At 68.6% G+C, this 20,758-nt stretch carries 18 protein-coding genes; 14 read left to right on the top strand and 4 right to left on the bottom strand.

The genetic code is table 11. The features are described from left to right. Genes VFV19_12270 through VFV19_12280 form a run of 3 tightly spaced genes read left to right on the top strand, consistent with a single transcriptional unit; the run spans position 1 to position 2,334 of the window. The gene (locus VFV19_12270) at positions 1–1,041 is read left to right on the top strand and encodes an FAD binding domain-containing protein (GenBank protein ID HEX4825074.1); all 1,041 of its coding nucleotides are present in this window, start codon (positions 1–3) and stop codon (positions 1,039–1,041) included. A gap of 1 nt (position 1,042) precedes the next feature. Next, positions 1,043–1,708 (top strand): NAD-dependent epimerase/dehydratase family protein, encoded by a 666-nt coding sequence (locus VFV19_12275; GenBank protein ID HEX4825075.1) that lies wholly within the window; start codon positions 1,043–1,045, stop codon positions 1,706–1,708. Continuing rightward, positions 1,705–2,334 carry an MOSC domain-containing protein gene (locus tag VFV19_12280; protein HEX4825076.1) on the top strand — a complete coding sequence of 210 codons (630 nt, stop codon included), beginning with the start codon at positions 1,705–1,707 and terminating at the stop codon, positions 2,332–2,334. The genes VFV19_12275 and VFV19_12280 overlap by 4 nt, the downstream gene beginning before the upstream one ends. Before the next feature lie 5 nt (positions 2,335–2,339). On the opposite strand, the gene VFV19_12285 is transcribed toward VFV19_12280, so the two are convergent. Then, positions 2,340–2,645: a DUF2442 domain-containing protein gene (locus VFV19_12285; GenBank protein ID HEX4825077.1), complete on the bottom strand. Its 306-nt coding sequence runs from the start codon at positions 2,643–2,645 to the stop codon at positions 2,340–2,342. A gap of 443 nt (positions 2,646–3,088) precedes the next feature. Between VFV19_12285 and VFV19_12290 the strand changes: the two genes are divergently transcribed. Next, entirely contained in the window at positions 3,089–4,003 is a 915-nt protein-coding gene (locus VFV19_12290; GenBank protein ID HEX4825078.1) for an SGNH/GDSL hydrolase family protein, read from the top strand. On the opposite strand, the gene VFV19_12295 is transcribed toward VFV19_12290, so the two are convergent. Then, the gene (locus VFV19_12295; protein ID HEX4825079.1) at positions 4,000–4,719 is read right to left on the bottom strand and encodes a hypothetical protein; all 720 of its coding nucleotides are present in this window, start codon (positions 4,717–4,719) and stop codon (positions 4,000–4,002) included. The two genes, VFV19_12290 and VFV19_12295, sit on opposite strands and share 4 nt — an antisense overlap. Positions 4,720–4,866: 147 nt before the next feature. On the opposite strand from VFV19_12295, the gene asnB reads away from it, so the two are divergent. Beyond that, entirely contained in the window at positions 4,867–6,534 is a 1,668-nt protein-coding gene (gene asnB, locus VFV19_12300; protein HEX4825080.1) for an asparagine synthase B, read from the top strand. A 4-nt stretch (positions 6,535–6,538) separates the two neighbouring features. On the opposite strand, the gene VFV19_12305 is transcribed toward asnB, so the two are convergent. Continuing rightward, positions 6,539–10,039 carry a hypothetical protein gene (locus tag VFV19_12305; protein HEX4825081.1) on the bottom strand — a complete coding sequence of 1,167 codons (3,501 nt, stop codon included), beginning with the start codon at positions 10,037–10,039 and terminating at the stop codon, positions 6,539–6,541. Positions 10,040–10,120: 81 nt separating this feature from the next. Between VFV19_12305 and VFV19_12310 the strand changes: the two genes are divergently transcribed. The 3 genes from VFV19_12310 to VFV19_12320 are packed head-to-tail and all read left to right on the top strand — an operon-like array spanning position 10,121 to position 16,040. Further along, positions 10,121–12,415, top strand: coding sequence for a M1 family aminopeptidase (locus VFV19_12310; GenBank protein ID HEX4825082.1), 2,295 nt, complete (start codon positions 10,121–10,123; stop codon positions 12,413–12,415). Positions 12,416–12,464: 49 nt separating this feature from the next. Next, complete coding sequence (locus VFV19_12315) at positions 12,465–14,765, top strand: M1 family aminopeptidase (protein HEX4825083.1); 2,301 nt, start codon at positions 12,465–12,467, stop codon at positions 14,763–14,765. A gap of 39 nt (positions 14,766–14,804) precedes the next feature. Then, a complete protein-coding gene (locus VFV19_12320) occupies positions 14,805–16,040 on the top strand; it encodes a beta-ketoacyl-[acyl-carrier-protein] synthase family protein (GenBank protein HEX4825084.1) in 1,236 nt (411 codons plus the stop codon). 62 nt (positions 16,041–16,102) lie between these two features. Here VFV19_12320 and VFV19_12325 read toward each other — a convergent pair whose 3' ends face one another. Continuing rightward, positions 16,103–17,332, bottom strand: coding sequence for a hypothetical protein (locus VFV19_12325; GenBank protein ID HEX4825085.1), 1,230 nt, complete (start codon positions 17,330–17,332; stop codon positions 16,103–16,105). Positions 17,333–17,378: 46 nt separating this feature from the next. Between VFV19_12325 and VFV19_12330 the strand changes: the two genes are divergently transcribed. From VFV19_12330 to VFV19_12355, 6 genes are read left to right on the top strand one after another with little or no spacing between them, the layout of a single operon-like run. After that, complete coding sequence (locus VFV19_12330; protein HEX4825086.1) at positions 17,379–17,708, top strand: hypothetical protein; 330 nt, start codon at positions 17,379–17,381, stop codon at positions 17,706–17,708. Between the two features lie 14 nt (positions 17,709–17,722). Further along, positions 17,723–18,655: a hypothetical protein gene (locus VFV19_12335; protein HEX4825087.1), complete on the top strand. Its 933-nt coding sequence runs from the start codon at positions 17,723–17,725 to the stop codon at positions 18,653–18,655. Between the two features lie 14 nt (positions 18,656–18,669). Beyond that, complete coding sequence (locus VFV19_12340; protein HEX4825088.1) at positions 18,670–19,134, top strand: GNAT family N-acetyltransferase; 465 nt, start codon at positions 18,670–18,672, stop codon at positions 19,132–19,134. Next, positions 19,131–19,775: a class I SAM-dependent methyltransferase gene (locus VFV19_12345; GenBank protein HEX4825089.1), complete on the top strand. Its 645-nt coding sequence runs from the start codon at positions 19,131–19,133 to the stop codon at positions 19,773–19,775. The genes VFV19_12340 and VFV19_12345 overlap by 4 nt, the downstream gene beginning before the upstream one ends. Positions 19,776–19,778: 3 nt before the next feature. Continuing rightward, a complete protein-coding gene (locus VFV19_12350) occupies positions 19,779–20,285 on the top strand; it encodes a hypothetical protein (protein ID HEX4825090.1) in 507 nt (168 codons plus the stop codon). Beyond that, positions 20,282–20,752, top strand: coding sequence for a GNAT family N-acetyltransferase (locus VFV19_12355; GenBank protein ID HEX4825091.1), 471 nt, complete (start codon positions 20,282–20,284; stop codon positions 20,750–20,752). The genes VFV19_12350 and VFV19_12355 overlap by 4 nt, the downstream gene beginning before the upstream one ends. Positions 20,753–20,758: the final 6 nt, after the last annotated feature.

The raw sequence follows: 20,758 nt of genomic DNA on the forward strand, positions 1-20,758 counted from the left end.
GTGCTGCGCCTCCCGCTCTTCACGTACATGGCTCCCAAGTCGGCCCACGAGGCCGCCGCGATCCTCGCCGATCACGCGCCCGGCGAGGCGATGCTCATGGCGGGCGGGACCGACCTCCTTCCCAACATGAAGCGCCGCCAGCAAACGCCGAAGGTCGTCGTCTCGCTCGCGCATGCGGCCGACCTCCGCCACTCCGGAAACGGAAACGGCATGGTCCTCGGCGCGGGCCTCACGCTCACCGAGATCGCGCACGACGCGCGCGTGAGGGCGCACTACGCCGGCCTCCACCAGGCGGCCGCGCAGATCGCGACGCCGCACCTCCGCAACATGGGCACGCTCGGCGGCAACCTCTGCCTCGACACACGCTGCAACTACTACGATCAGACGGAAGACTGGCGCCGCGCGATCGGCTTCTGCATGAAGAAGGACGGCGATACCTGCTGGGTCGCGACCAGCTCCGACCGCTGCCTCGCCGTCTCCTCGACCGATACCGCCCCGATGCTCATCGCGCTCGGGGCTTCCGTCACTCTCGTCTCGAAGCAGGAGGGCCCGCGCGAGGTCGCGCTCGCCGACCTCTACGAGAACGACGGCATGCACTACCTCACGCGCCGCCTCGACGAAGTGCTCACGAACGTCGTCCTGCCGCCGGCCGCGGGATGGCGGAGCGTCTACTGGAAGCTCCGCCGCAGGGGCAGCTTCGACTTCCCGGTCCTCTCGGTCGCCGCGGCGGTGAAGACCAAGGGCGGCGTCGTCGAGGACGCACGCCTCGTCCTCGGCGCGGTCGCCTCGCGCCCGCTTCTCGCACCCGAAGCCGCGCAGGCGCTCGTCGGCAAGTCCCTGAAGGACGACGCCGTCATCGCCGCCGCCGCCGACGCCGCCTTCGCCCTCGCGAAGCCGATGGACAACACCGACTTTGTCCTCCACTGGCGCAAGCGCGTGACGCGCGAGTTCGTCACCTACGCTCTGCGCGAGCTGCGCGGCGACGACCTGCGCGAGACGCGCCGCAAGGTCGCGCGGCAGGATCTCGTCTGGATCGGCTGACGTGAACGTCCTCCTCTTCGGCGCCACCGGCATGATCGGCCGTGCCGCGCTCCTCGAATCGCTCCGCGACGGCCGCGTACGCTCGGTGCTCGCGGTCGGGCGCCGTCCCACGGGCGTCACGGACTCGAAGCTCCGCGACGTCGTGGTCGAGGATCTCTTCGACCTCTCCGCCGTGAAGGACGAGCTTCCGGCGTGCGACGCGTGCTTCTACTGCCTCGGCGCCGCGTCGTACGGCATGACCGAGGCCGAGTACAGCCGGCTGACGTACGACCTCACGCTCTCCGTCGCGTCGTCGATCGCCGCGGTCAACACGCGCATCGCCTTCTGCTTCATCTCGGGCGACGGCGCGGACCCGAGCGAGCGCGGCCGCACGATGTGGGCGCGCGTCAAGGGGAAGACCGAGAACGCCCTTCTGCGCATGCCGTTCCGTGCCTTCATCTTCCGGCCGGGCTACATCCAGCCGCTCGACGGGATCAGGACGCGCGTGACGCATTACCGCATCCTCTACGCAGCCCTGCGCCCGTTCTACGGACTACTGCGCCGCCTCTCTCCCCGTCACGTCACCGACACGCGCCGCGTCGGCCGCGCGCTCGTCGCCGTCGGCCTCGCGGGCCACGAGAAGCGCATCCTCGGCTGCGAGGAGATCAACGCGCTGGGCGAGCGGTGAGGATCGTCTCGGTCAACCTCGGCCGCCCTCGTGAAGTCGAGTACGAGGGCGAGATCGTCCTCACATCGATCTTCAAGACGCCGGTCGAGGGACGTGTCCGCGTCGCCCACCTCAACATCGACGGCGACGAGCAATCGGACCTCACGGTCCACGGCGGCCGCGACAAGGCGGTCTACGCCTACCCCTCGGAGCACTATCCGTTCTGGCGGAAGGAACTGCCGAGCGCGGAGCTTCCCTGGGGCGTCTTCGGCGAGAACCTGACGACCGAAGGCTTGACGGAAGATCACGTCGCTCCCGGCGACCGCCTGCGGATCGGCGACGTCGAGTTCGCGATCACGACGCCTCGCCTCCCGTGCTTCAAGCTTGGAATCCGATTCGGCCGCCCCGACATCATCAAGCGGTTCATGCGATCGCTGAAAAGCGGCTTCTACCTCGCGGTCCTGCGGGAAGGCACGATCGGTGCGGGCGACCCCATCGAGCTCGTTCCCGCCGAAGGCGATCGCGTCACGATCCGCGAGATCTTCAGCCTGTTCCTGCCGAATCCGGATCGGAGGATCGCGAAAAGAGCGAGCGTGCTCGCGGGGCTGCCGGAGAATTGGCGAGAGCGGATGCGGGAGAGTCTCTAGAGCTATCAGCGAGCCCAGCGGATCTTCTTTCCGGTTACGCGAGAGTGAAGCACGTCGGGATCGAGCTCGACCCCATTCGGCCACGCAATCGTGCGTGCGGCGCGGCTGACGCGGACTCTCGCGAAATAGTCTGGATCTTCCAGCGCGGCGAAGAGATTGGTGAATGGCTCGAGGAAGGGCTTCATGTCGATCTCGCCTTCGTCCCCATTGTCGAAGCGGAGCCACAACCTGTGAGCACCGAGGGCCTTAACCGCCCGCACCGCACGCAACTCGGATTCAATCGAGCGGGGCAATTTTCTCGAGGCTTTCATGTCGACTCGCTCGCTCCCAGTTTCGACTGATCTCGGGCAAGGCCAATCCCGCCCGAGGAGGCACTGAGAGAGTCGCAGATCACTCGACTCCGTGGACCTCTCCCAGCCCCAAAGCCCGTTGCATCCCGTTAACGTTTGACCTTTACAATTTGTCCGTTCTGTCTGTGCACTTTATGTCGCGCCCAAAACCACTCCGGTATGTAATCCATTCCTCGGTGGTTTAGGTAAACCGGCTATGCACGTGTCCGGAGTTGTTCGTAAGTGATCGCACCCCGATGGCACTCGGCTTGAAGGACCTCTGAGCGTTCGTCCGTGCTCCGTCACGCGTCTAGGAGTGAACGACTCGCGCCACCCCGATGAGTTGAACACTCCAAGCCCCGGGTCGCGTACCCCCACGCGCGACCCGGGGCTCATTTTTTATGTGGACGCGGTAGGGTTACCCCGTGGCAACCGATAGGCGCATCGCGAAGGCGCTCGCGACCGGCAAGACCCAGGCGCGCGAGGTCATGGCGCGGCGGGCCGACGCGTTGAAGCGGCGAGCGAAGGCGGTTCGGGCTCATCAACGACGGGCAGGTGCGCTGACGGCGCGCGACGCGGCCGGGCCCGGCGTGCTCGTCGCCGAAGGCGATTCGTGGTTCGACTATCCGCTCCTCGACATCCTGCGCGTGCTCGACGACGACTACGGGTACGACGTCGAGTCGGTGGCGCACAAGGGAGACCCGATCGAGGCGATGGCGTACGGTGGGACGCAGCTCGACGATTTCGCGCGGCGCCTCGAAAAGGTGCACGCGCGCGGCGAGGTGCCGCGGGCGGTCCTCGTGTCGGGAGGCGGGAACGACGTCGCGGGGACGGAGTTCGCGATGCTCCTCGACCACCAGGCGTCTCCGGTCCCCGGGCTGAACCAGCCGGTCCTCGACGGCGTCATCGATCAACGCATCCGCTTCGCGTACGTCACGATCCTGAGCCGGGTGACCGCGGTATGCCGCGCGCAGTTCGGCCGGCCGGTGCCGATCCTCGTGCACGGCTACGACTATCCGGTCCCCGATGGGCGCGGGTTCCTCGGCGGGTGGGCGTTCCTGCCTGGGCCGTGGCTGCAGCCGGGTTTTCGTCAAAAGGGGTTCGGCAACCTCGACACGACGAAGGCGATGACCAAGGCGCTCATCGAGCGGTTCGACGCGATGATCGAGAAGATCGTCGCGTTGCCGGACTTCGCGCACGTGACGTTCGTCGATCTCCGCGGATCGCTCCCGACCGGGAGCGACTACAAGACGTGGTGGGCGAACGAGCTGCACCCCACGCACAAGGGGTTCCGGAAGATCGCGGCCAAGTTCGCGGCGACGCTCGAGGCGCTGCCCTAGGCGCCGCGCCGCTCGGCGGCGGCGCCGGCGGCCGCGTCGTAGACGGCGATCACCCAGAGCACGAGCGGCGTCGCGAGGAGCGCGGCCGGTCCCCAGCCGTCCTTGATCGCGCCCGGAAGAGAGAGGCCGAGGCGTTCGAGGAGCTTGATCCCCGTGGGCGTGACGACGAGCCACGCGGTTCCGAGGAGCCAGACCCCGGTCAGGAAGAGCGCCGCGCGGCGACGGTGCCCGGCGAGGAGCTGGCCCCAGCCTGGAACGGCGATCGAGGCGATTGCCGCGACGATCGGATGAGGTGCGGTTCCGTCCTGATGCGCCGCGATCGCGTGGGCGTGAAGGACCGCGGCGACGTGCAAGAGCATCGTGAGCCCCGCGAGCGACATGAACGCGACGACGAGGATCGCCGAGGGCACGTCGAGGAGGCGCAGCGTCGGGACGATCCGCTCGAGCGTGTCGAGGAGCGCCCACAGAATCGCCGCGCAGAAGCCGACGGCGGTGAGATAGAAGAGACCCCACGCGATCTCGCCCGCGAGCATATGGCCGAGGCCGGGGACCACCAGAGAGAGGCTGCCCGCGAGCGCGCCCCCGACTCCGGGCGGCGCGGAGCTTCGAAAGCTCGAGACCGGCGCGCGGTGGTGGCCGGTCGCCGCCGCGCCGAGGACCGGCCGGCGTGCCTTGGGATCGATGTCGCCCAGGTCGTAGATCTCTTCGTGCACCATGCCCGCACCTCGCTCCTGAAGGAGCGCTCAAGCAACCGCGCGGCCATGTGAGATCGGGGCATGCGGGCGGGCTTTTCGAGCGCCGCTGACGACATCGTCAGGGCCGGATACGGATTTCGGCGGCGCCGGACGCTATGATCCTCCCTCATGTGCGGCATCTTTTGCCTGCTGAACGTTCCCGAAGGGGCCGGCGCGGGCTCGCGTGACGTCGCCGTCCGGCAAGCACGTTTGCTCCGCCACCGCGGGCCCGACTGGAGCGGGGTCTGGGCCGGCCCGCGCGCCGTCCTCGCGCACGAGCGGCTCGCGATCGTCGATCTCCTCCACGGCGCGCAGCCGCTGCGCTCGCGCGACGGCGCGCTCGTCCTCGCGGTGAACGGCGAGATCTACAACCACCGGGAGCTGCGCTCGGAGATCGGGATCAGAGACGCCTTCGGCACAGATTCCGATTGCGAGGTGATCCTGCCGCTCTGGAGGAGCGACGGTCCGCGCCTCGTCGAGCGCCTGCGCGGGATGTTCGCGTTCGCCCTCTACGACTCCGCCACGAACGACTGGCTCATCGCGCGCGACCCGATCGGCATCGTCCCGCTCTACGTCGGGCGCCGCCCCGACGGCGCGCTCGCGGTCGCGTCCGAGATGAAGGCGCTCCTCGAGGTCTGCGACAACGTCGAGCCGTTCCCTCCCGGCCACTATCAGACGAGCCGCGACACCGCTCCGGTGCGCTACTGGAACCGCGATTGGTTCGACTTCGACGCCGTTGCCGACCGCGACGTCCATCCGAAGGAGATCCACGACGCGCTCGCCGATTCCGTCCACGCGCACCTCATGACCGACGTCCCGTACGGCGTGCTGCTCTCGGGAGGGCTCGACTCGTCGGTCATCGGCGCGCTCGCCGCCGGGTTCGCGGGGAAGCGCGTCGAGTCGGGCGATCGCGAAGGGGCGTGGTGGCCGCGCCTCCACTCGTTCGCGATCGGCCTCGCCGGCTCGCCCGACCTCGCCGCCGCCGCGCGCGCCGCCGAGGGAATCGGCACGGTGCACCACGGCTTCGAGTTCACGGTGCAAGAGGGTCTCGACGCCCTCCGCGACGTGATCTGGCACATCGAGTCGTTCGACACGACGACGGTCCGCGCCTCGACGCCGATGTACCTCATGGCGCGCCGCATCCGCGCGACCGGCGTCAAGATGGTCCTCTCCGGCGAAGGCTCCGACGAGATCTTCGGCGGCTACCTCTACTTCCACAAGGCGCCGAACCCGCGCGCGTTCCACGAGGAGCTGGTTCGCAAGCTGCAGCTCCTGCACCTCTACGATTGCCTGCGCGCGAACAAGTCGATGGCCGCCTGGGGGATCGAAGCGCGCGTTCCGTTCCTCGACACGCGCTTTCTCGACGCCGCGATGCGCGTGCACGCGCGTCACAAGATGGTCGAGGCCGGCGGCATCGAGAAGCGGATCGTCCGCGAGGCGTTCGCCGGCATGCTCCCCGAGCCGATCCTGTGGCGGCAGAAGGAGCAGTTCTCCGACGGCGTCGGCTACTCGTGGATCGACTCGCTCAAGGCCTATGCCGAAGCGCGCGTCTCCGACGCCGACTTCGCCGGCGCCGCCGAGCGCTTCCCGATCGGCACGCCGCAGACGAAGGAGAGCTTCCTCTACCGGGCGATCTTCGACGAGCTGTTCCCGGGTGAGTGGGCCGCACGCACGATTCCTTCGGGGCCGAGCGTGGCCTGCTCGTCACCCGCCGCCATCGCGTGGGACCCCAGCTTCGCCGCCAACGCCGACCCGAGCGGCCGCGCCGTGAAAGGTGTCCACAAAGAAGCGGTGTAGGCCTCTACGGCGCGCACGTCAGATTCGCCGCCGGCTGCGGCGCGCCTTGCGAGTTGTAGCCGCTCGCGCTTTCCTGGCAGAGATCGTAGCTCGTCACCAGGTAGTACGACGATCCGGCGGCGGGCGTGATCTGGACGGAGCGGCGGCCGGCCGAAGCGGGGGGCGTCTGCTGGCACGCCTTCGCGCCGTGCGAGTACCACGCGCCGAGCGACCCTTCGTAGACGTTGTAGCCGCCCACCTGGCCGCCGAGGTCCTGGAACGAGATCGAGAGATCGCTCCCCACCTTGTCGACGCTGAGCGGTGACGCCGAGGCGGACGACGAGACCTCGGGCGGCGCGGCGCTCGACGTGGGCGGGAGCGCATAGGTGATCGTGAGCACGGGGCCGAACTGCTTCAGCTCGTCCTCGCTCGCCCGGAACTTCGTCTCCTGCTGAGCACCGGCCGCGAGCTGGAGCGCGTAGCCGTAGTCGTTCGCGGGATGGGCGAGCCAGAAGCGGAACGCATCGAGGACACCGGCGCCGCCGAGGACCGCCGGACTCACGATCGAGCCCATCGTGACGACGGCGTCCGGATCGAACGCGGTGTCGCGCGCGCCGAAGTAGTCGGCCGTCGACGTTCCGTTGACGCCGGCGGCGCGCGCGGCGGCGTTCGGCTGGTTCCACGCCTTCACGTTGAACTCGCTGTCGCGGTACGTCGCGCCGCCGTGCCCGTTCGTCGGGTTCACCGGGTTCTGCGTTTGATCGGGGCCGCCGTAGTCCCACCAGCGCTGGAGCACGCGCCGCGCCTCGACCGTCTGCGCATCGCCCCAGAACGGCGCCAGCGCGACGCTCGCGGCGGTCAGGCTCGATGGATTCGAGACTCCGGTCGCAGCGAAGGCGTTCTCCCATTCGAAGCGGACGAAGTCGGTGTTCCTCTGCGTGCCGCCGTTGTTCGAGCGGAGCCAGACGGAGCCGTTCGCGCCGGCGACGCTGCCGTACACCGTTCCGGAGTCGTGCACGGGGACGGTGAAGTTCTCGTACCCTGACGCGCCGAAGGTCACGGTGAGCGTGTCGCCGACGACGAATGTCTTCGCGTTCTGCGGATCGCTGACGTCGAGGAGGTTCGCGACCCCGCCGCTCGCGCGGTCGGCGACATCGGCGATCGGCCCCAGCGGAACGAGCTGATAGGTCGCGGGGCCGCAGTCGTGATGCAGGCCGGCGACGGTGAACGTGATGCGATCGCCGTTCTGCGGGTCGAGGACCGCGCCGGTGATCGCGACGTCGGCGCCGCCGACCGCGTGCAGGCGCCACGCGGCCGGGCTCGCGGCGGCGGCATTCACGCTCTCGCTGAGCCACGCGTCGACGCGTGTCAACGACGCCGGCTCGACTCGCACGACGCGCGGCGGCGCCGTGTCCAGGGCGGCTCTCGCCTCGGCGGCGGTCGTCGTCCCGTCGATCGAGGCGACGAACTCCGCGAGATCGACGAGCTGGCGGTTCGTGAGCCCGCCGGGCGTTCCATGAGGCTGCGTGCGCCCCGGCGTGCGGAAATCGATCATCGCCTCGAGGAGCGTCTCGGCGTCCTTGGGCTTCGCGACCCCGACGTACGGCGGCGAATCGAAGGCGCCGAGAAGCGACGGCGTGTTGACGCCCCACAGCGGCGCCCGCGTGTTCAGCTCCGCCTCTCCGGCGTCATGCCGCTGCCCGACGTCGTGGAACGTGAAGTCGGTCCATCCGGTCTCGGGGACGTGGCAGGTGGCGCACTTGCCGTCGGCCGGCTTCCCGCCATTCCCCATGAAGAAGGTCGCGCCGCGGATCGCCGCCTCGGAGAGCGTGCCGTCGGGGTTGCGGTGCGGGCTGTGCGCGAGCGCCGGGAGGTTCAGGCAATAGGTCGCGAGGTCGTCGAGGTCGGCGCTCCGCCCGGCGTTCGGCGGCCCGAGCGGCGGCTGGAGCTGGGCCGCGGGGATGTAGCCGGTTCCTCCCATCTGGATGCCGCGGAAGGTGTGGTCGAAGTCCTGGACCTCGTCGCGATCGCCCGAGCGGTGGAGCTGGCCGAGGCCGGTCGCCGGGTCGATCCCGCCGAACGACGCGCCGAGGCCGAGGATCGACTGCGTCTGCCGAGGCCCGTGCGCGCCCGGCAGGAACTGGAGATCCCACTGACGGCCATCCTCTTCTCCGTAGATGTGGCACGAGCCGCACGCCACCTTGCGATTCGACGACGCGCGCGGATCGACGGCCCCGTGGAACACGCGCTCGCCGTTCAGGAACGATGCCGAGAGCGGCTCGGGGGTCCCCGGCGTCACCGCGATCCGCTTCAGCTCGACAGGCGACGACCAGGTCGTGACGTCGACCTTCGAGACGTCGCGCGAGAGGAGGTTCGCGACGTAGGCGATCTGCTTGCCGCCGATCGCGACCGGAGCCAGCGCAATGCCGGTCGGGCGGCGGCCGACGCCGACGGCGACCGGATGCGGTGCGACGCCGTCGTCGTACGCCGGCGTCGTCGCCGGCATGACGAGGAGGTTCTCGCTCAGCTCGCCCACCATGAAGACGGTGGCACCGTCACCGGTGAACGCGAGATCGGCGGGGCCCGAGACCGGCATGTTCCAGCCGGGGCCGATCCACGCGGAGGTCGCCGGGTCGTGGACCTGCATCGCCGTCACGATGACCTTGTCGGTGATCGTGTTCGGGATGCGCCGCGTCGTGAGGTCGATCTGCCGGAAGACCGCCTGGATGATCGAGTCGGGCGTGATCACGGTCTGGTTGCGGTTCGAGTACTGCGTCGCGACCCAGACCCTCGTCGTCCCCGGCCGCTGCGCCAACCCGCCGCGGAAGTTGAGGTAACCGCCCTCGGCGACGTTGTGCGCGGGGATGGGATCGTGGAGCGAGGCGTTGTCTTGCGGCCCCGCGCCGTCGGTGCGCTCCTCGGTCGTCACGCGCGGCGTGCCGCCCGAGACGTCGATCCGGCTCACGCGCGGAAGGCGATCCATGACGTGGAGGTGCGTCACCCACGCCGAGACGCCGTCCTCCAGCCATGCGATCCCGAGCGGCGTGCGGAAGGTGTCGAGCCGTGCCGTCACCGTGCGCGTCGCGCGGTCGATCACCGCCACCTGCGCGCCGCGGAGGAGCGTGACGAGCGCCTTCGACTGGTCGCGCGAGAGCGCGACACCGTACGGGCCGCTCCCCCACGGAAGATCGATGCGCGCGAGGACGGCGCCGGCGCCGCTCAGGACGTAGACGCGGTCCGAGTCGTGGCAGGCGACCCAGACCTCGCTGCCGTCCTCGGCGACCGAGAGGCCGTGCGGCGCGTGGCGCACCGGCGGACCGACGGGCGGCTGCGGCAACGGGAACTCGACGACCGCATCGGTCGCCGTGTCGATGCGCGAGATGGAATCGTGATCGGGGTTGACGACCCAGACCTTCGAGCCGTCGGCGGTGATCTGGATCGGCCCGCTCTTGAACGAGCGCGCGCCCGCCGCCGAGGCGGTATCGAGTGCCAGGAGAAGGAGCGCCGCCGCGCACAACGGACGCATGACGTCCGTGAAGCTACGGGGATCGGCCTGGTTTGTCGAGCGTGGGTGGATTACGCTTCGCGCCATCGCACGGAGGGAGCCGTGATCCGGTGCTTGGTCGGGGCCCTGGCGCTCGCGTCGTCGTGCGCCGCCTTGCAGTCGGCCCGAGCCGTCGAGCCGCCGGCGACGGTGGCGCCTTCGCTCACGTCGCTCTTGAACGAGTGCGCGGATCCGCAACTGGGCGCCGAGGCGATCCCGATTCGAGGGGCGACGATCGCCGTCGGCAATTTCGAGATGTCGTTGACCGATGGCTGGCTCGTCCCGGTGATGGGAGGGAGCCGCGTCTTGGGCGCGTACTTCGAAGGCCACGGGCGGTACCTCTACGACGTCCGAGAGCCCGCCGATCAAGAGGCGCTCGCGCTGAACCTCGCGCGGATGACGAACAGCCTCCGCGTCACGGCAAGCAAGGTCGGCGACGAGCTCACGAGGGCGCTCGTTCTCACGAGCGATCCGAGCCTTCTCGGCCTCGACGCCGGACAGGGCGGCGATCATTCGTGGCCGCGATCGATGGACGACGGATTCCGGACCATGCTGACCCGGGCGCGCGCGACCGCGACGAGCTCCGGTGAGTTCGATTTCCGTCTCGCCTCGGCGCTCCTCAACGGCGGCCGCCGGTGGACGTACGTCGAGCTCTCCGGCGGCCGCCTCCCGGTGGGCTACGTCTACGACGACGCTCTCGAAGGGTTGGAGCGGCTCCTCGGTTTCCGCAAGCTCGTCCGCTACGACGTGCGCTTCGCTCAGACGCTGAGCGAGCACGGACTGCCGGGCTGGGATGCGGGGCGCCGGCTGAACGTGGTGTTGCGCCACGCCGACATCTCCCTCGTCACGATCGACAACCGATCGGCGACAATCGACAGCGACGTCACCCTGCGCATCCCCGAGGCGAGGACGCGCGTGATCGACATGATGCTCATGAACAACCGCGACCCGGACTCAGCGAACTGGAGCTCGACGCGCCAGCAGCTCCGGGTGATGCACGTCCGCGACGCCGACGGCCGCGACCTCCCGTTCTCGCACAAGTATCACGAATTGATCGTCGAGATTCCGACAACCTCCACAGCGGATTCCGAGCTGCACCTGCGGTTCGAGACCGAAGGCGAGATCCTGCTCGATGCCGCCGGACGGCACACCGACGACTACTTTTCCATCTTGAACTACCCCTGGTACCCGAGTCCCGGCAGCCCTGCGGGTCAGCAGTTCACGTACACGCTCAAGGTCAAGGTCAAGAAGCCGTGGGAGCCCGTGACCTCCGGACGGGAAGTCGCCCGCATGGACGACGGGACGTTCGTCACGGTGCAGTCGCGGTCCGATCAACCTTCGATGCTGGTCGGCGTGATGGCGGGAAAATTCTTCAGCAGCAGCGTCACGACCGGGCGCACCACGGTGCGCGTTCACTCGTACGCGTGGGACCGCAAGGACGTGCTCGAGAAGCTGCCGAAGCTGGCCGGCGCCATGCTGGACCTCTATACGAAGCTTCTTGGACCGTTGCAGTCGGACGAGATCGACATCGTCGAGTACCCGGGCCGGGTGCCACGGCCCGCGGCGGGGCTGGTCGTCATCGACCCGATGGCGTTCTCGAATGTCCATACCTCGGCCGCGAGCGGGGTGAACGCCCGCCTCGCCCGCGCGCTCGCGTTCCAGTGGTTCTCGCAGAAGGCGATGCCGATGAACCCCGAGGATCTCTGGCTCGCCAACTCCTTCGCCGATTACTACGCGGGCCTCGCGCTGAGCGCGCTCGACGTCCACCACGCCGGCACCGTCTACGGCTTCGACGACCTGCTGACCGCCTGGCGCGTCGAGGCGAAGACCTGCGCCGATAGCGGCACCATCGCGACTGCCTTTTACCTCGGCGGCGAGGACGGCGCGCGAGACCGGGCGTGCTTGCTCGACAGCCGTGGGCCGCTCGTCCTCCACATGCTGCGGACGATGATCGGGAACCAGAAGTTCTTCGACGCCACACGCAAGTACCTGGATGCGGCGAACTACGGGCCAGGGACGACGGATGGATTCACCGACGCTCTCTCGAGGGTCGCCGGCGAGGACATGCGCTGGTACGTCGACCAGTGGGTCCGGCGCCGCGGCGACGCCCAGGTCACGTTCGAGCACCACGTCGACACCGGGCCGCACGGCTACCGCCTGTGGGGAACGATCCGGCAAGCGCCGGGCGCCGGCTTCAAGAAACTCCTCCTCCCCGTGGTCTGGAACGACGGCGGCAGCGAGGTCGGTAACGTCGTCCTCGTCGACGAGCCGGAGGAAAAGTTCGAGTTCACCCTAGGGGCGAAGCCGGCCTCGGTCCAGCCGGATCCCCACCATACGAACTTGGCGGTCTACAAGTGATCGCGTCGCCCGGTTGCGCTACGCTTCCGGCCATCTTGGGGGGATCGTCATGAGCCGTCGAGGCCGCCTCGCGCTCGTCGTGGGACTCATCGCTCTGGCCTCGGCCCCTTGCGCGGCCCTCGACGTCAAGCCCGCGCCGGACACCTCTCTGGCCGCCGCGCTCGAGGAGACGGGCACGATGGCCCTCGCGTCGGACGGGGTGACGATCAAGAACGAGCGCGTCGATTTCGGGCACATGGAGATCTCGTTCGCCGAAGGGACGCTCGTGCCGGTGCTCGGAAAGTCGGGCGCCACGCTCGGCGTGTACTTCGAGGGGCGGGGTGGTTACCTCTACACGACGACCGACGTCGCCGATCGCGCCGCCCTCTCGGTCAACGCCGCGCGGGTTGCGAAGTCGATCCGCACGATGCAGGGACGCGTCACCGACGACTTCAAGTCGGCGCTCATCCTGTTCAGCGAGCCCCAATTCACCGATCTCTATGCCGACGCGTCGCTGCCCCACGCGAGCGCATCGGCGATGTCCGGGAGCTTCCAGACGATGCTCGCCGGCGCTCTGAGCACCTACGGAGACTTCGGTTTCTTCACCGCGACCGCACGCCTGAACGGCCACGGGCGCTTCGTCTATGCCGAGCTTTCGGGCGGGCTCGAGCGCGTCGGATACGCCTTCGACGACGTCCACAACGGGCGAGAGCGCTTCTTCAACTTCAGGAAGCTCGCCGATTACAACGTGCGCTTCTCCGAGACGCTGAGCTACCAGTCGATTCCCGGATGGACGGCGGAGCGCCGCAAGACGATCGCGATGACGCGGGCGGAGGTCGCCGTCGACACGCCGGACAACCGGTCGGGGACGATCGACAGCGATCTCACCTTCCACGTGCACGACGCCGGCACGCGCGTCCTGCCGCTCTTGCTCCTCAACAATCGCGACCCCGACTCAGCGGACTGGAGCTCCCCCAAGAACAAGCTGACCGTGAAGCGCGTCGTCGACGCGAACGGTCGCGAGCTGCCGTTCTCGCACCGGTACGGGATACTCCTCGTCGAGATCCCGCCGACCGCCGCCGCAGATGCCGACGTCAAGATCCGAGTCGAGACCTCGGGCGAGGTCTTCGTCGACATGAAGGGACATCACGGCGACAACTACTTCAGCCTGAACTATGAGGACTGGTACCCGAGGCCGGTGTCCTGGTCGGCGCGGAGCTTCACCTTCGCCGTGAAGGTGCGCTGCAAGAAGCCGTGGAGCCCCGTGACTTCGGGGAAGCAGACGTCGAGCCGCGAGGATGGAGATTTCGTCACGGCGGAGGCGCGCTCGGACGTCAGGGTCGATACGATCGCGGTCTTCGGCGGTAAGTACGTCACGCGCGGCGAAACGGTCGACGGCGTCCTGATCAACATCCACGCGTACGCCATGGCCCGCAAGAACGTCCTCGACAACATGCCGAAGCTGGCCGGGAGTATCGCGAAGTTCTACGCGTCGCTCCTGGGGCCGATGCCGGTCGACGAGCTCGACATCGTCGAGGTCCCGGAGTACGGATTCGGGATCTCTCCCCCGGGACTGATCCTGATGACGACCGAGGCGTACAAGCCCCACGAGGAAGAGGCCAACTACTTCGTCGAGGGCGTCAACGCGCGCCTGGCGCACGAGATCGCGCACCAGTGGTTCGCGCACAAGGCCGCTCTCGCCGGCCCCGACGACAACTGGCTCTCCGAGTCGTTCGCCGAGTATTTCGCGGGCCTCGCGATGGGGGCCATGAACGGCGACGACAAGAACGTGTTCGGATTCAACAAGATGATCGCGAACTGGAAGGGCCAAGACAAGTACTGCACCGACGGCGCCCCGATCGCCGCGGCCGACTACCTGGGCGGAGAGGACGGTGACAAGGATCGCACCTGCCTCCTCTACGCGCGCGGGCCGCTCGTCCTCCACATGCTCCGGACGTCGATCGGCAACGACCGCTTCGCGGCGGCGGCGAAGAAGTACCTCGACACCGCGAACAACGGCCCCGCGACGACCGACGACTACGCGAAGGCGCTCTCCGACATCATGCAGATGGACATGCGCTGGTACGTCGACCAGTGGGTGCGCCGCAGCGGCAACGCGCAGGTCGGCATCGAGCAGCATCTCGATGCCGACGGGCCGGGAGGCTACAAGCTGTGGGGCGTGATCCGGCAGGCGCCGGGCGACGGCTTCAAGAAGCTGCTCGTCCCCTTCGTCTGGGACAACGGCGGCAAGACCGAAGCGCGCGTCGTGTTCGCGGACGAGCCGGAGAAGAAGTTCGAGTTCAAGCTGGCGTCGAAACCCGGGACCGTGAAACCGGATCCTTATCAGAACAACCTGGCGGTGTACAAGTGATGGCGTGACACAAATGCGGTACGCTCTTCGGCAAACCGCATGAGTCACGACACCGCACCTCGACGCGTCTTCGTCTCCGGGATCGGCGCGATCACGCCCTACGGGCTGGGTGTCGACGCGCTGAAGGACGGCCTCTACGCGGGGCGTTCGGCGATCGGCCCCATCACCGCCTTCGACGCGTCGCGCTTCCAGACGCGGTTCGGCGGCGAGCTGCCGGCGACGCCGCTCGCCGAGCACTTCGACGCGCGCGACCTGCCGTGGCTCTCGTCGCTTACGGCGCACGGGGTCATCGCGGCGCGTCTCGCGCTCGCGGACGCCGGCATCACGAACGGCGCGATGGGCGGCGCGGGGGTGATCTTCGGCTCGGGCTTCGGCACGATCGCGGAGGCGGGCCCACATTTCCTGAAGTGGGCGGAGGTCGGCGACACGGCATCGCGGCCGACGACGATTCCCTCCCTCATGCTGAACGCCCCCGCGGCGCAGATCGCGATCTACCTGGGGCTCACGGGGCCCTCCCTCATGGTGTCGACCGCATGCAGCTCCGGCAGCCACGCGATCGGCCAGGCGTACCGCGAGATCCGCGAGGGACGGCGCGAAGCGATGGTCGCCGGGGGCGGCGAACACGCGCTCACCGAGCTCATGCTCCTCTCATGGTCACGCCTGCGCGTGCTCTCTCGGCGGAACGACGAGCCGGCACGCGCGTGCCGTCCGTTCGATACGGACCGCGACGGCCTCGTGCTCGCCGACGCGGTCGTCCTCCTCGTGCTGGAATCCGAGGCCTCGCTGGCCGCACGCGGCGGGCGCGCGCTCGCCGAGATCGCGGGGTACGCGAGCAACTGCGACGCGTCGCACCTCACCGCCCCGAACCAGGCGACCGAGGTGCTCGCGATCCGTGAGGCGCTCGTCGACGCCGGGTCCGAGCCGGGCGACGTCGATCTCGTCGTCGCGCACGGCACCGCGACGCGCCTCAACGACCGCACGGAAGGCCACGCGCTCCGCGAGGTGTTCGGCGACAACGGCGCTTTCCCGGTCGTCACCGCGCCGAAATCGATGCTCGGCCACGCCATGGGCGCGTCGGGCGCGCTCGGCGTCGCCGCCGGGGTCTTCGCGCTGCAATCGGGGAAGGTCACCCCGACGACCAATCTCGACCACCTGGACCCCGACTGCGGCATCCCCATGCCACCGGCGACCGCGGAAGCGATCGACCCCGAGGTCGCCATCGTCGACGCCTTCGCCTTCGGCGGCCACAACGCCGTCGTCGTGCTGAAGAAATAAGAGGGGACAGCTTCCGAAACTCGAACTGCAGAGTTTCGGAAGCTGTCCCCTCTGGTCTCTCCTCAGTAGTCGAGCTTGAGGAAGACGCGGAGGCGATCGTTCGAGCGCCAGACTCCCCAGAACGACGTCGGGCTGCCGCCGATGAGATCGATCTCGGCGCCGGCACGCGCGTGGCCGGCGAACGGGTACGAGCCGTCGATGCGGACGAACGAGTCCCAGTCGCGCGTCCCGACCGTGGCCGTCACGTCGACGCGCCATTCGGTCGCCTCGCCGTACGTTCCGCTGAGGAAGATCGCCGGCAGGTAGGCCGCGTCGAGAGAGGTCGCCGCGACCGCGAGGCTGCCGCCGCCCACGGTGTCGCCCCATCCGGCAATTGCGCGCCACGGACCCTGCGACCACTCCGCTTCGACTTGATAGAGCGCGTAGCCTTCCTGACCTCCCGGGTAGTGGAAGTAGCCCCCCTCGCCGCGCACGATCCACGCGCCGAGCAGGACTTCGCCGTCGACGCCGGCGACGTCGAGGCGCGGAAACGTACGGTCGAGCGTCACCGGCACGAGGCCGGTCACGGGATCGGGAAGACCGGGAATTGCGGTGATGCGCGGCGCGTCGTCGTACCCGCGGAAGTACGACACGGTGACCTCGCCCCGTGATCCGCGGTAGCCGCCACGCACCGCTCCTTGAAGCGTGTCCCACGTCACCGGCGGGAACGAGGCGCTGCCCCACTGAAGCTCCGTCCCCGGCGGTGCCGCGAACCATCGCTCGCCGATCTGCGGCAGGCGCGACGGCGCGTACTGCGGGACGAGCGCGCCCTCGACGTGCCAGCGCTCGTGCTCCCATACCGCGTCCGCCGACCACGGCGAGAGACGCACCTCCGCGAGCGGATCGGTCCAGTCGCGCGGCGTCAGATTGTCGGTCGCGTTGACGAACGTCGTGCGCCCCCACGTCAGCCGCTGCTTGCCGAGCACCACGGTGACCTCGCCGGCGCGGAACCCGACGGCGAGGTCGCGGAAACGCAGCGCCGCGCGGGTCAGATCGCGATCGTCGGCGTCGTAGAGGACGTCGCGCGACACGTCGCCGTGCGACTCGTGCTCGAGGATCGCCGCGACCTTGACAAACACGCTGCGGTTCAGGCGTGCGTCGAGCGCGTAGGTGAGCCGGAACCAACCTTGGACCGACGGCTCCCCGTCCCGGTACGCGTCGCCCCACGTCTCGACGGTCACGCCCTGATCGACCGCGTGCGCGGGGAGCACCGCCGCGAGCGAAAGCAAGGCGACGGCGAGACGGCGGCGCATCGCGCGTGATAATCTCACAGCGATTCGTGAGGGAAGAGGGCCCACCATGAAGCGATTGCTCACAGTCTCGCTCGTCTTGGCTGCCGTCCCGACGCTCGCCGCCGCCGGCGAGGTGTTCGGCAAGATCACACTTAACGGCGCCGCCGCCGAGGGCACGACCGTCGCGGCGAAGTGCGGCGACAAGAGCTACCCCGCCGTCACCGCCGACAAGACCGGGACGTACCACATCGTCATCGCCGGCGCCGGCAAGTGCACCTTCACCGTGACGAGCAAGGGACAGTCGGCCGACGTCGCCATCGTCTCCTTCGACGACGCCGCACAGGCCGATCTCGTTCTCGAATCGAAGGACGGCAAGCTCACCGCCCGCCGCAAGTAGGCCAACCGGTACCGATGGCCGACGGAGGGAAAGACCGCTGGGACAAGCTGGGGGTCTTCCTCCATCCGATGGGCGGACTCCTCACGGCGCTGGCCGTGGCCGTCGTCGGGATGCGCGGCTCCCAGGTGCTCGACCGGCGGCAGTCGGTCGACACCAACGCGCGCCTCTACTCGGAGCTGATGAGCCGCCGCGAGGAAGCCGACTCGGGCCTCCGGAAGGACATGTTCGTCTCGATCATCTCGCAGTACCTGCGCCCCTCCGATAACGATCTCGACGCGAAGGTCCTGAACCTCGAGCTGCTCGCCTGCAACTTCAACGACGCGCTCGACCTGCGGCCTCTCTTCTTCGACCTCCAGCGCCGCATCAACAAGATGAAGGACTGGAACGAGCGAAGGCAGCTGCTCAACCGCATCGAGACCGTCGCCAAGGAGACCACCGCGAAGCAGCTCTTCTCGCTCGAAGGTCACGGCAGGAGCTTCCGCCGCACCGTCGACTTCGAAGAGCTCGCGAAAGCCGACGGCGGAATGCCGCTCGACGGCGAGGCGATCACCGTGGGCGGCGTGAAGTGCCAGGTCAACCTCCGCGCCCTGAGCATCGATAAGGATCAGGAGACGGTCACGCTTCGCCTCGTGGTCAAAGCGCCGCCGGATCGCCCCGATCTCACCGACACGAACGCCAAGTTCGAAGCGAGCTACTTCGACTTCCCCATGATCGACAACACGCGCCTCTCGAACGGCCTCCGCTGCGCCGTCACCCTCGCCAACTTCAACGACTTCGCCGCCGAGCTCGTCACCGTCTGCTTCCCCGGCGAGTACGGCAGCATGAAGGACCGCCCGTACTACGACGAGGTGATCCTGAAGCTGCACGAGACGACGGACAACGACGGCAGCGGCAGCGGGTCCACGGCTGCGCCTCCGCCGGATAACGCCCAGGGGAATCCCAAGTAGGCGTCGAGTATTCCGTGGCCTCTCTCATTCAAGCCTCCACTCCGGAACACTGGAGCTCGGCCCGCCGCCTCATCGAGGCGTACGCCGCGTCGCTCGACGTCGATCTCTGCTTCCAGGGTTTCGACGAGGAGCTGCGTGAGCTGTCGACGCGATACGGCCCTCCGGAGGGCGCACTGCTCTTGGCACCCGGCGAATCCGCCTACGTCGGTTGCGTCGCCCTCCATCGCTGGTCGGCTGACTCCTGCGAGATGAAGCGCCTCTACGTCGCACCGGAGGGTCGCGGCCATGGCCTTGGCCGCACCCTCACGGAAGCGGTCATCGCGGAGGCACGGCGGATCGGGTACGCGCGTATGCTGCTCGACACGCTGCCGTCGATGAGGGAGGCGCAGGGGTTGTATCGCTCGCTGGGATTCGTTCCCGTGACCGCCTACCGGCCCAATCCGGTGCCCGGGAGTCTCTTCCTGGAGCTGGCGCTGTGACCACCGCCCACTGCTGCGCCGCCGATCGCGAGTTCGATCCGAAGATCGCGCGGCGCGAGCTGAAGCGCTACCGGAAGCGCGGACCGGTCTCCCCGACGAAGGAGATGCTGGAGCTCGTCACGCCGCGCCTGCCGGCGGAGGCGACGCTCCTCGACATCGGCGGCGGCGTCGGGATGATCCATCACGAGCTGCTCGACCGTGGAGCGCGATCGGCGGTCCAGGTCGATGCGTCGTCGGCGTATCTTGCGATGTCGGAGGAGGAGTCGAAACGCCGAGGCCACGAGGGGCGCGTCACGTTTCGCCATGCCGATTTCCGGTCGGTCGCTTCCGAGATCGCGCCCGCCGACGTCGTCACGCTCGATCGCGTCGTCTGCTGCGACCCGGACTACGAGAGCCTGCTCGGCCTTGCCGCCGCGCATGCGAAGACGGCGCTGGCGTTCAGCTATCCGCGGGCGCGTTGGGCGGCGCGCATGTTCATCGGCGGGTTCAACGCGTGGCGCCGGCTCACCGGGCTCCCGTTTCGCGCGCATGTGCATCCGCCGGCAGCGATGGCGGCGGTCGTCGAGCGTGCGGGATTGAAGCGGCAAGGCTCGGCACAGGGATTCATCTGGGCGGTCGAGGTTTTCGTTCGGGCAAGCTGACGCATGTTCCGACTCCGATTCGCTCCGTCCCAGTTGAAGGCGCTCGCCGCGCGATTTCCGGCGCTCGCGGACGATCCGGTGCTGGCAATTGCCGGCCGCGCGCGAGCGCGTGGCTATCTCACGAAGCGCGAGTTCATGGCGCTCGGCGACTGGAAGACGCCGCGGAGCCGCCCGCGCCGGGCGGGGAACACCGCGGCGGTCGTGCACGAGGCGACACGGCTGGCCCTCGGGGCGACGAGCGTCGAGCTGAAGATCGGCATCCTGCGGACGCTCGAGGGCGTCGAGTGGCCGACGGCTTCGGTCATCCTGCATCTCTGCGATCGAGCGCCGTTTCCGATCCTCGACGTGCGCGCGCTCTGGTCCGCGGGACTACACGGCACGCCGCGGTATACGACGGCGCTGTGGGTCGAGTACGTCACGTTCACGCGCGGGTTGGCGCGCCGCGCCCGCGTGTCGATGCGCGATGTCGATCGCGCGCTCTGGCAATACTCCAAGGAGAATCAGCGTTGACGGACCTGCGCCCGGCACGACGCGACGACCTCGAGGCGATGATCGAGACCGCTCGAAGGTCGTGGCTGAGCGCGTTCGCGCAGACGGCGCCCTTCGAATTGATCGCATGGTGGACGGCGACCGATCGCGCGCGCGCGCTCTACGAGGCGAGCTGGAACGAGATGCACGTCCTCCGCGACGGTGGTCTCGTCGCCGGCATCCTTCACGTCAAGGACGCCGAGATCAACGGGCTGTGGGTGCATCCCCTACTGCAGGGGCGCGGCATCGGCGCGGCGCTCCTTTGCTCCGGCGAGGGGATGATCCGCGCGGCCGGTCACGATCGCGCGTGGCTCACCTGCTCCGGCTTCAACGAGCGCGCGCTCGCTTTCTATCGCCGCCACGGCTACGGCGAGAAGCAACGCGAGCGCACCGTCCATGCGTCGGGCGTGTCGCTCGAGGACATTCGCATGGAACGCACGCTCGACTAGGATGAT

This window comes from Candidatus Polarisedimenticolaceae bacterium, from assembly GCA_036275915.1.
Lineage (GTDB): Bacteria > Acidobacteriota > Polarisedimenticolia > Polarisedimenticolales > DASRJG01 > DASRJG01.

Coding starts and splice junctions, on each gene's coding strand:
- VFV19_12320 (HEX4825084.1), top strand. CDS start 14,805: ATGAGTCACGACACCGCACCTCGACGCGTCTTCGTCTCCGGGATCGGC.
- VFV19_12330 (HEX4825086.1), top strand. CDS start 17,379: ATGAAGCGATTGCTCACAGTCTCGCTCGTCTTGGCTGCCGTCCCGACG.
- VFV19_12350 (HEX4825090.1), top strand. CDS start 19,779: ATGTTCCGACTCCGATTCGCTCCGTCCCAGTTGAAGGCGCTCGCCGCG.
- VFV19_12285 (HEX4825077.1), bottom strand. CDS start 2,645: ATGAAAGCCTCGAGAAAATTGCCCCGCTCGATTGAATCCGAGTTGCGT.
- asnB (HEX4825080.1), top strand. CDS start 4,867: ATGTGCGGCATCTTTTGCCTGCTGAACGTTCCCGAAGGGGCCGGCGCG.
- VFV19_12325 (HEX4825085.1), bottom strand. CDS start 17,332: ATGCGCCGCCGTCTCGCCGTCGCCTTGCTTTCGCTCGCGGCGGTGCTC.
- VFV19_12315 (HEX4825083.1), top strand. CDS start 12,465: ATGAGCCGTCGAGGCCGCCTCGCGCTCGTCGTGGGACTCATCGCTCTG.
- VFV19_12335 (HEX4825087.1), top strand. CDS start 17,723: ATGGCCGACGGAGGGAAAGACCGCTGGGACAAGCTGGGGGTCTTCCTC.
- VFV19_12295 (HEX4825079.1), bottom strand. CDS start 4,719: ATGGTGCACGAAGAGATCTACGACCTGGGCGACATCGATCCCAAGGCA.
- VFV19_12305 (HEX4825081.1), bottom strand. CDS start 10,039: ATGCGTCCGTTGTGCGCGGCGGCGCTCCTTCTCCTGGCACTCGATACC.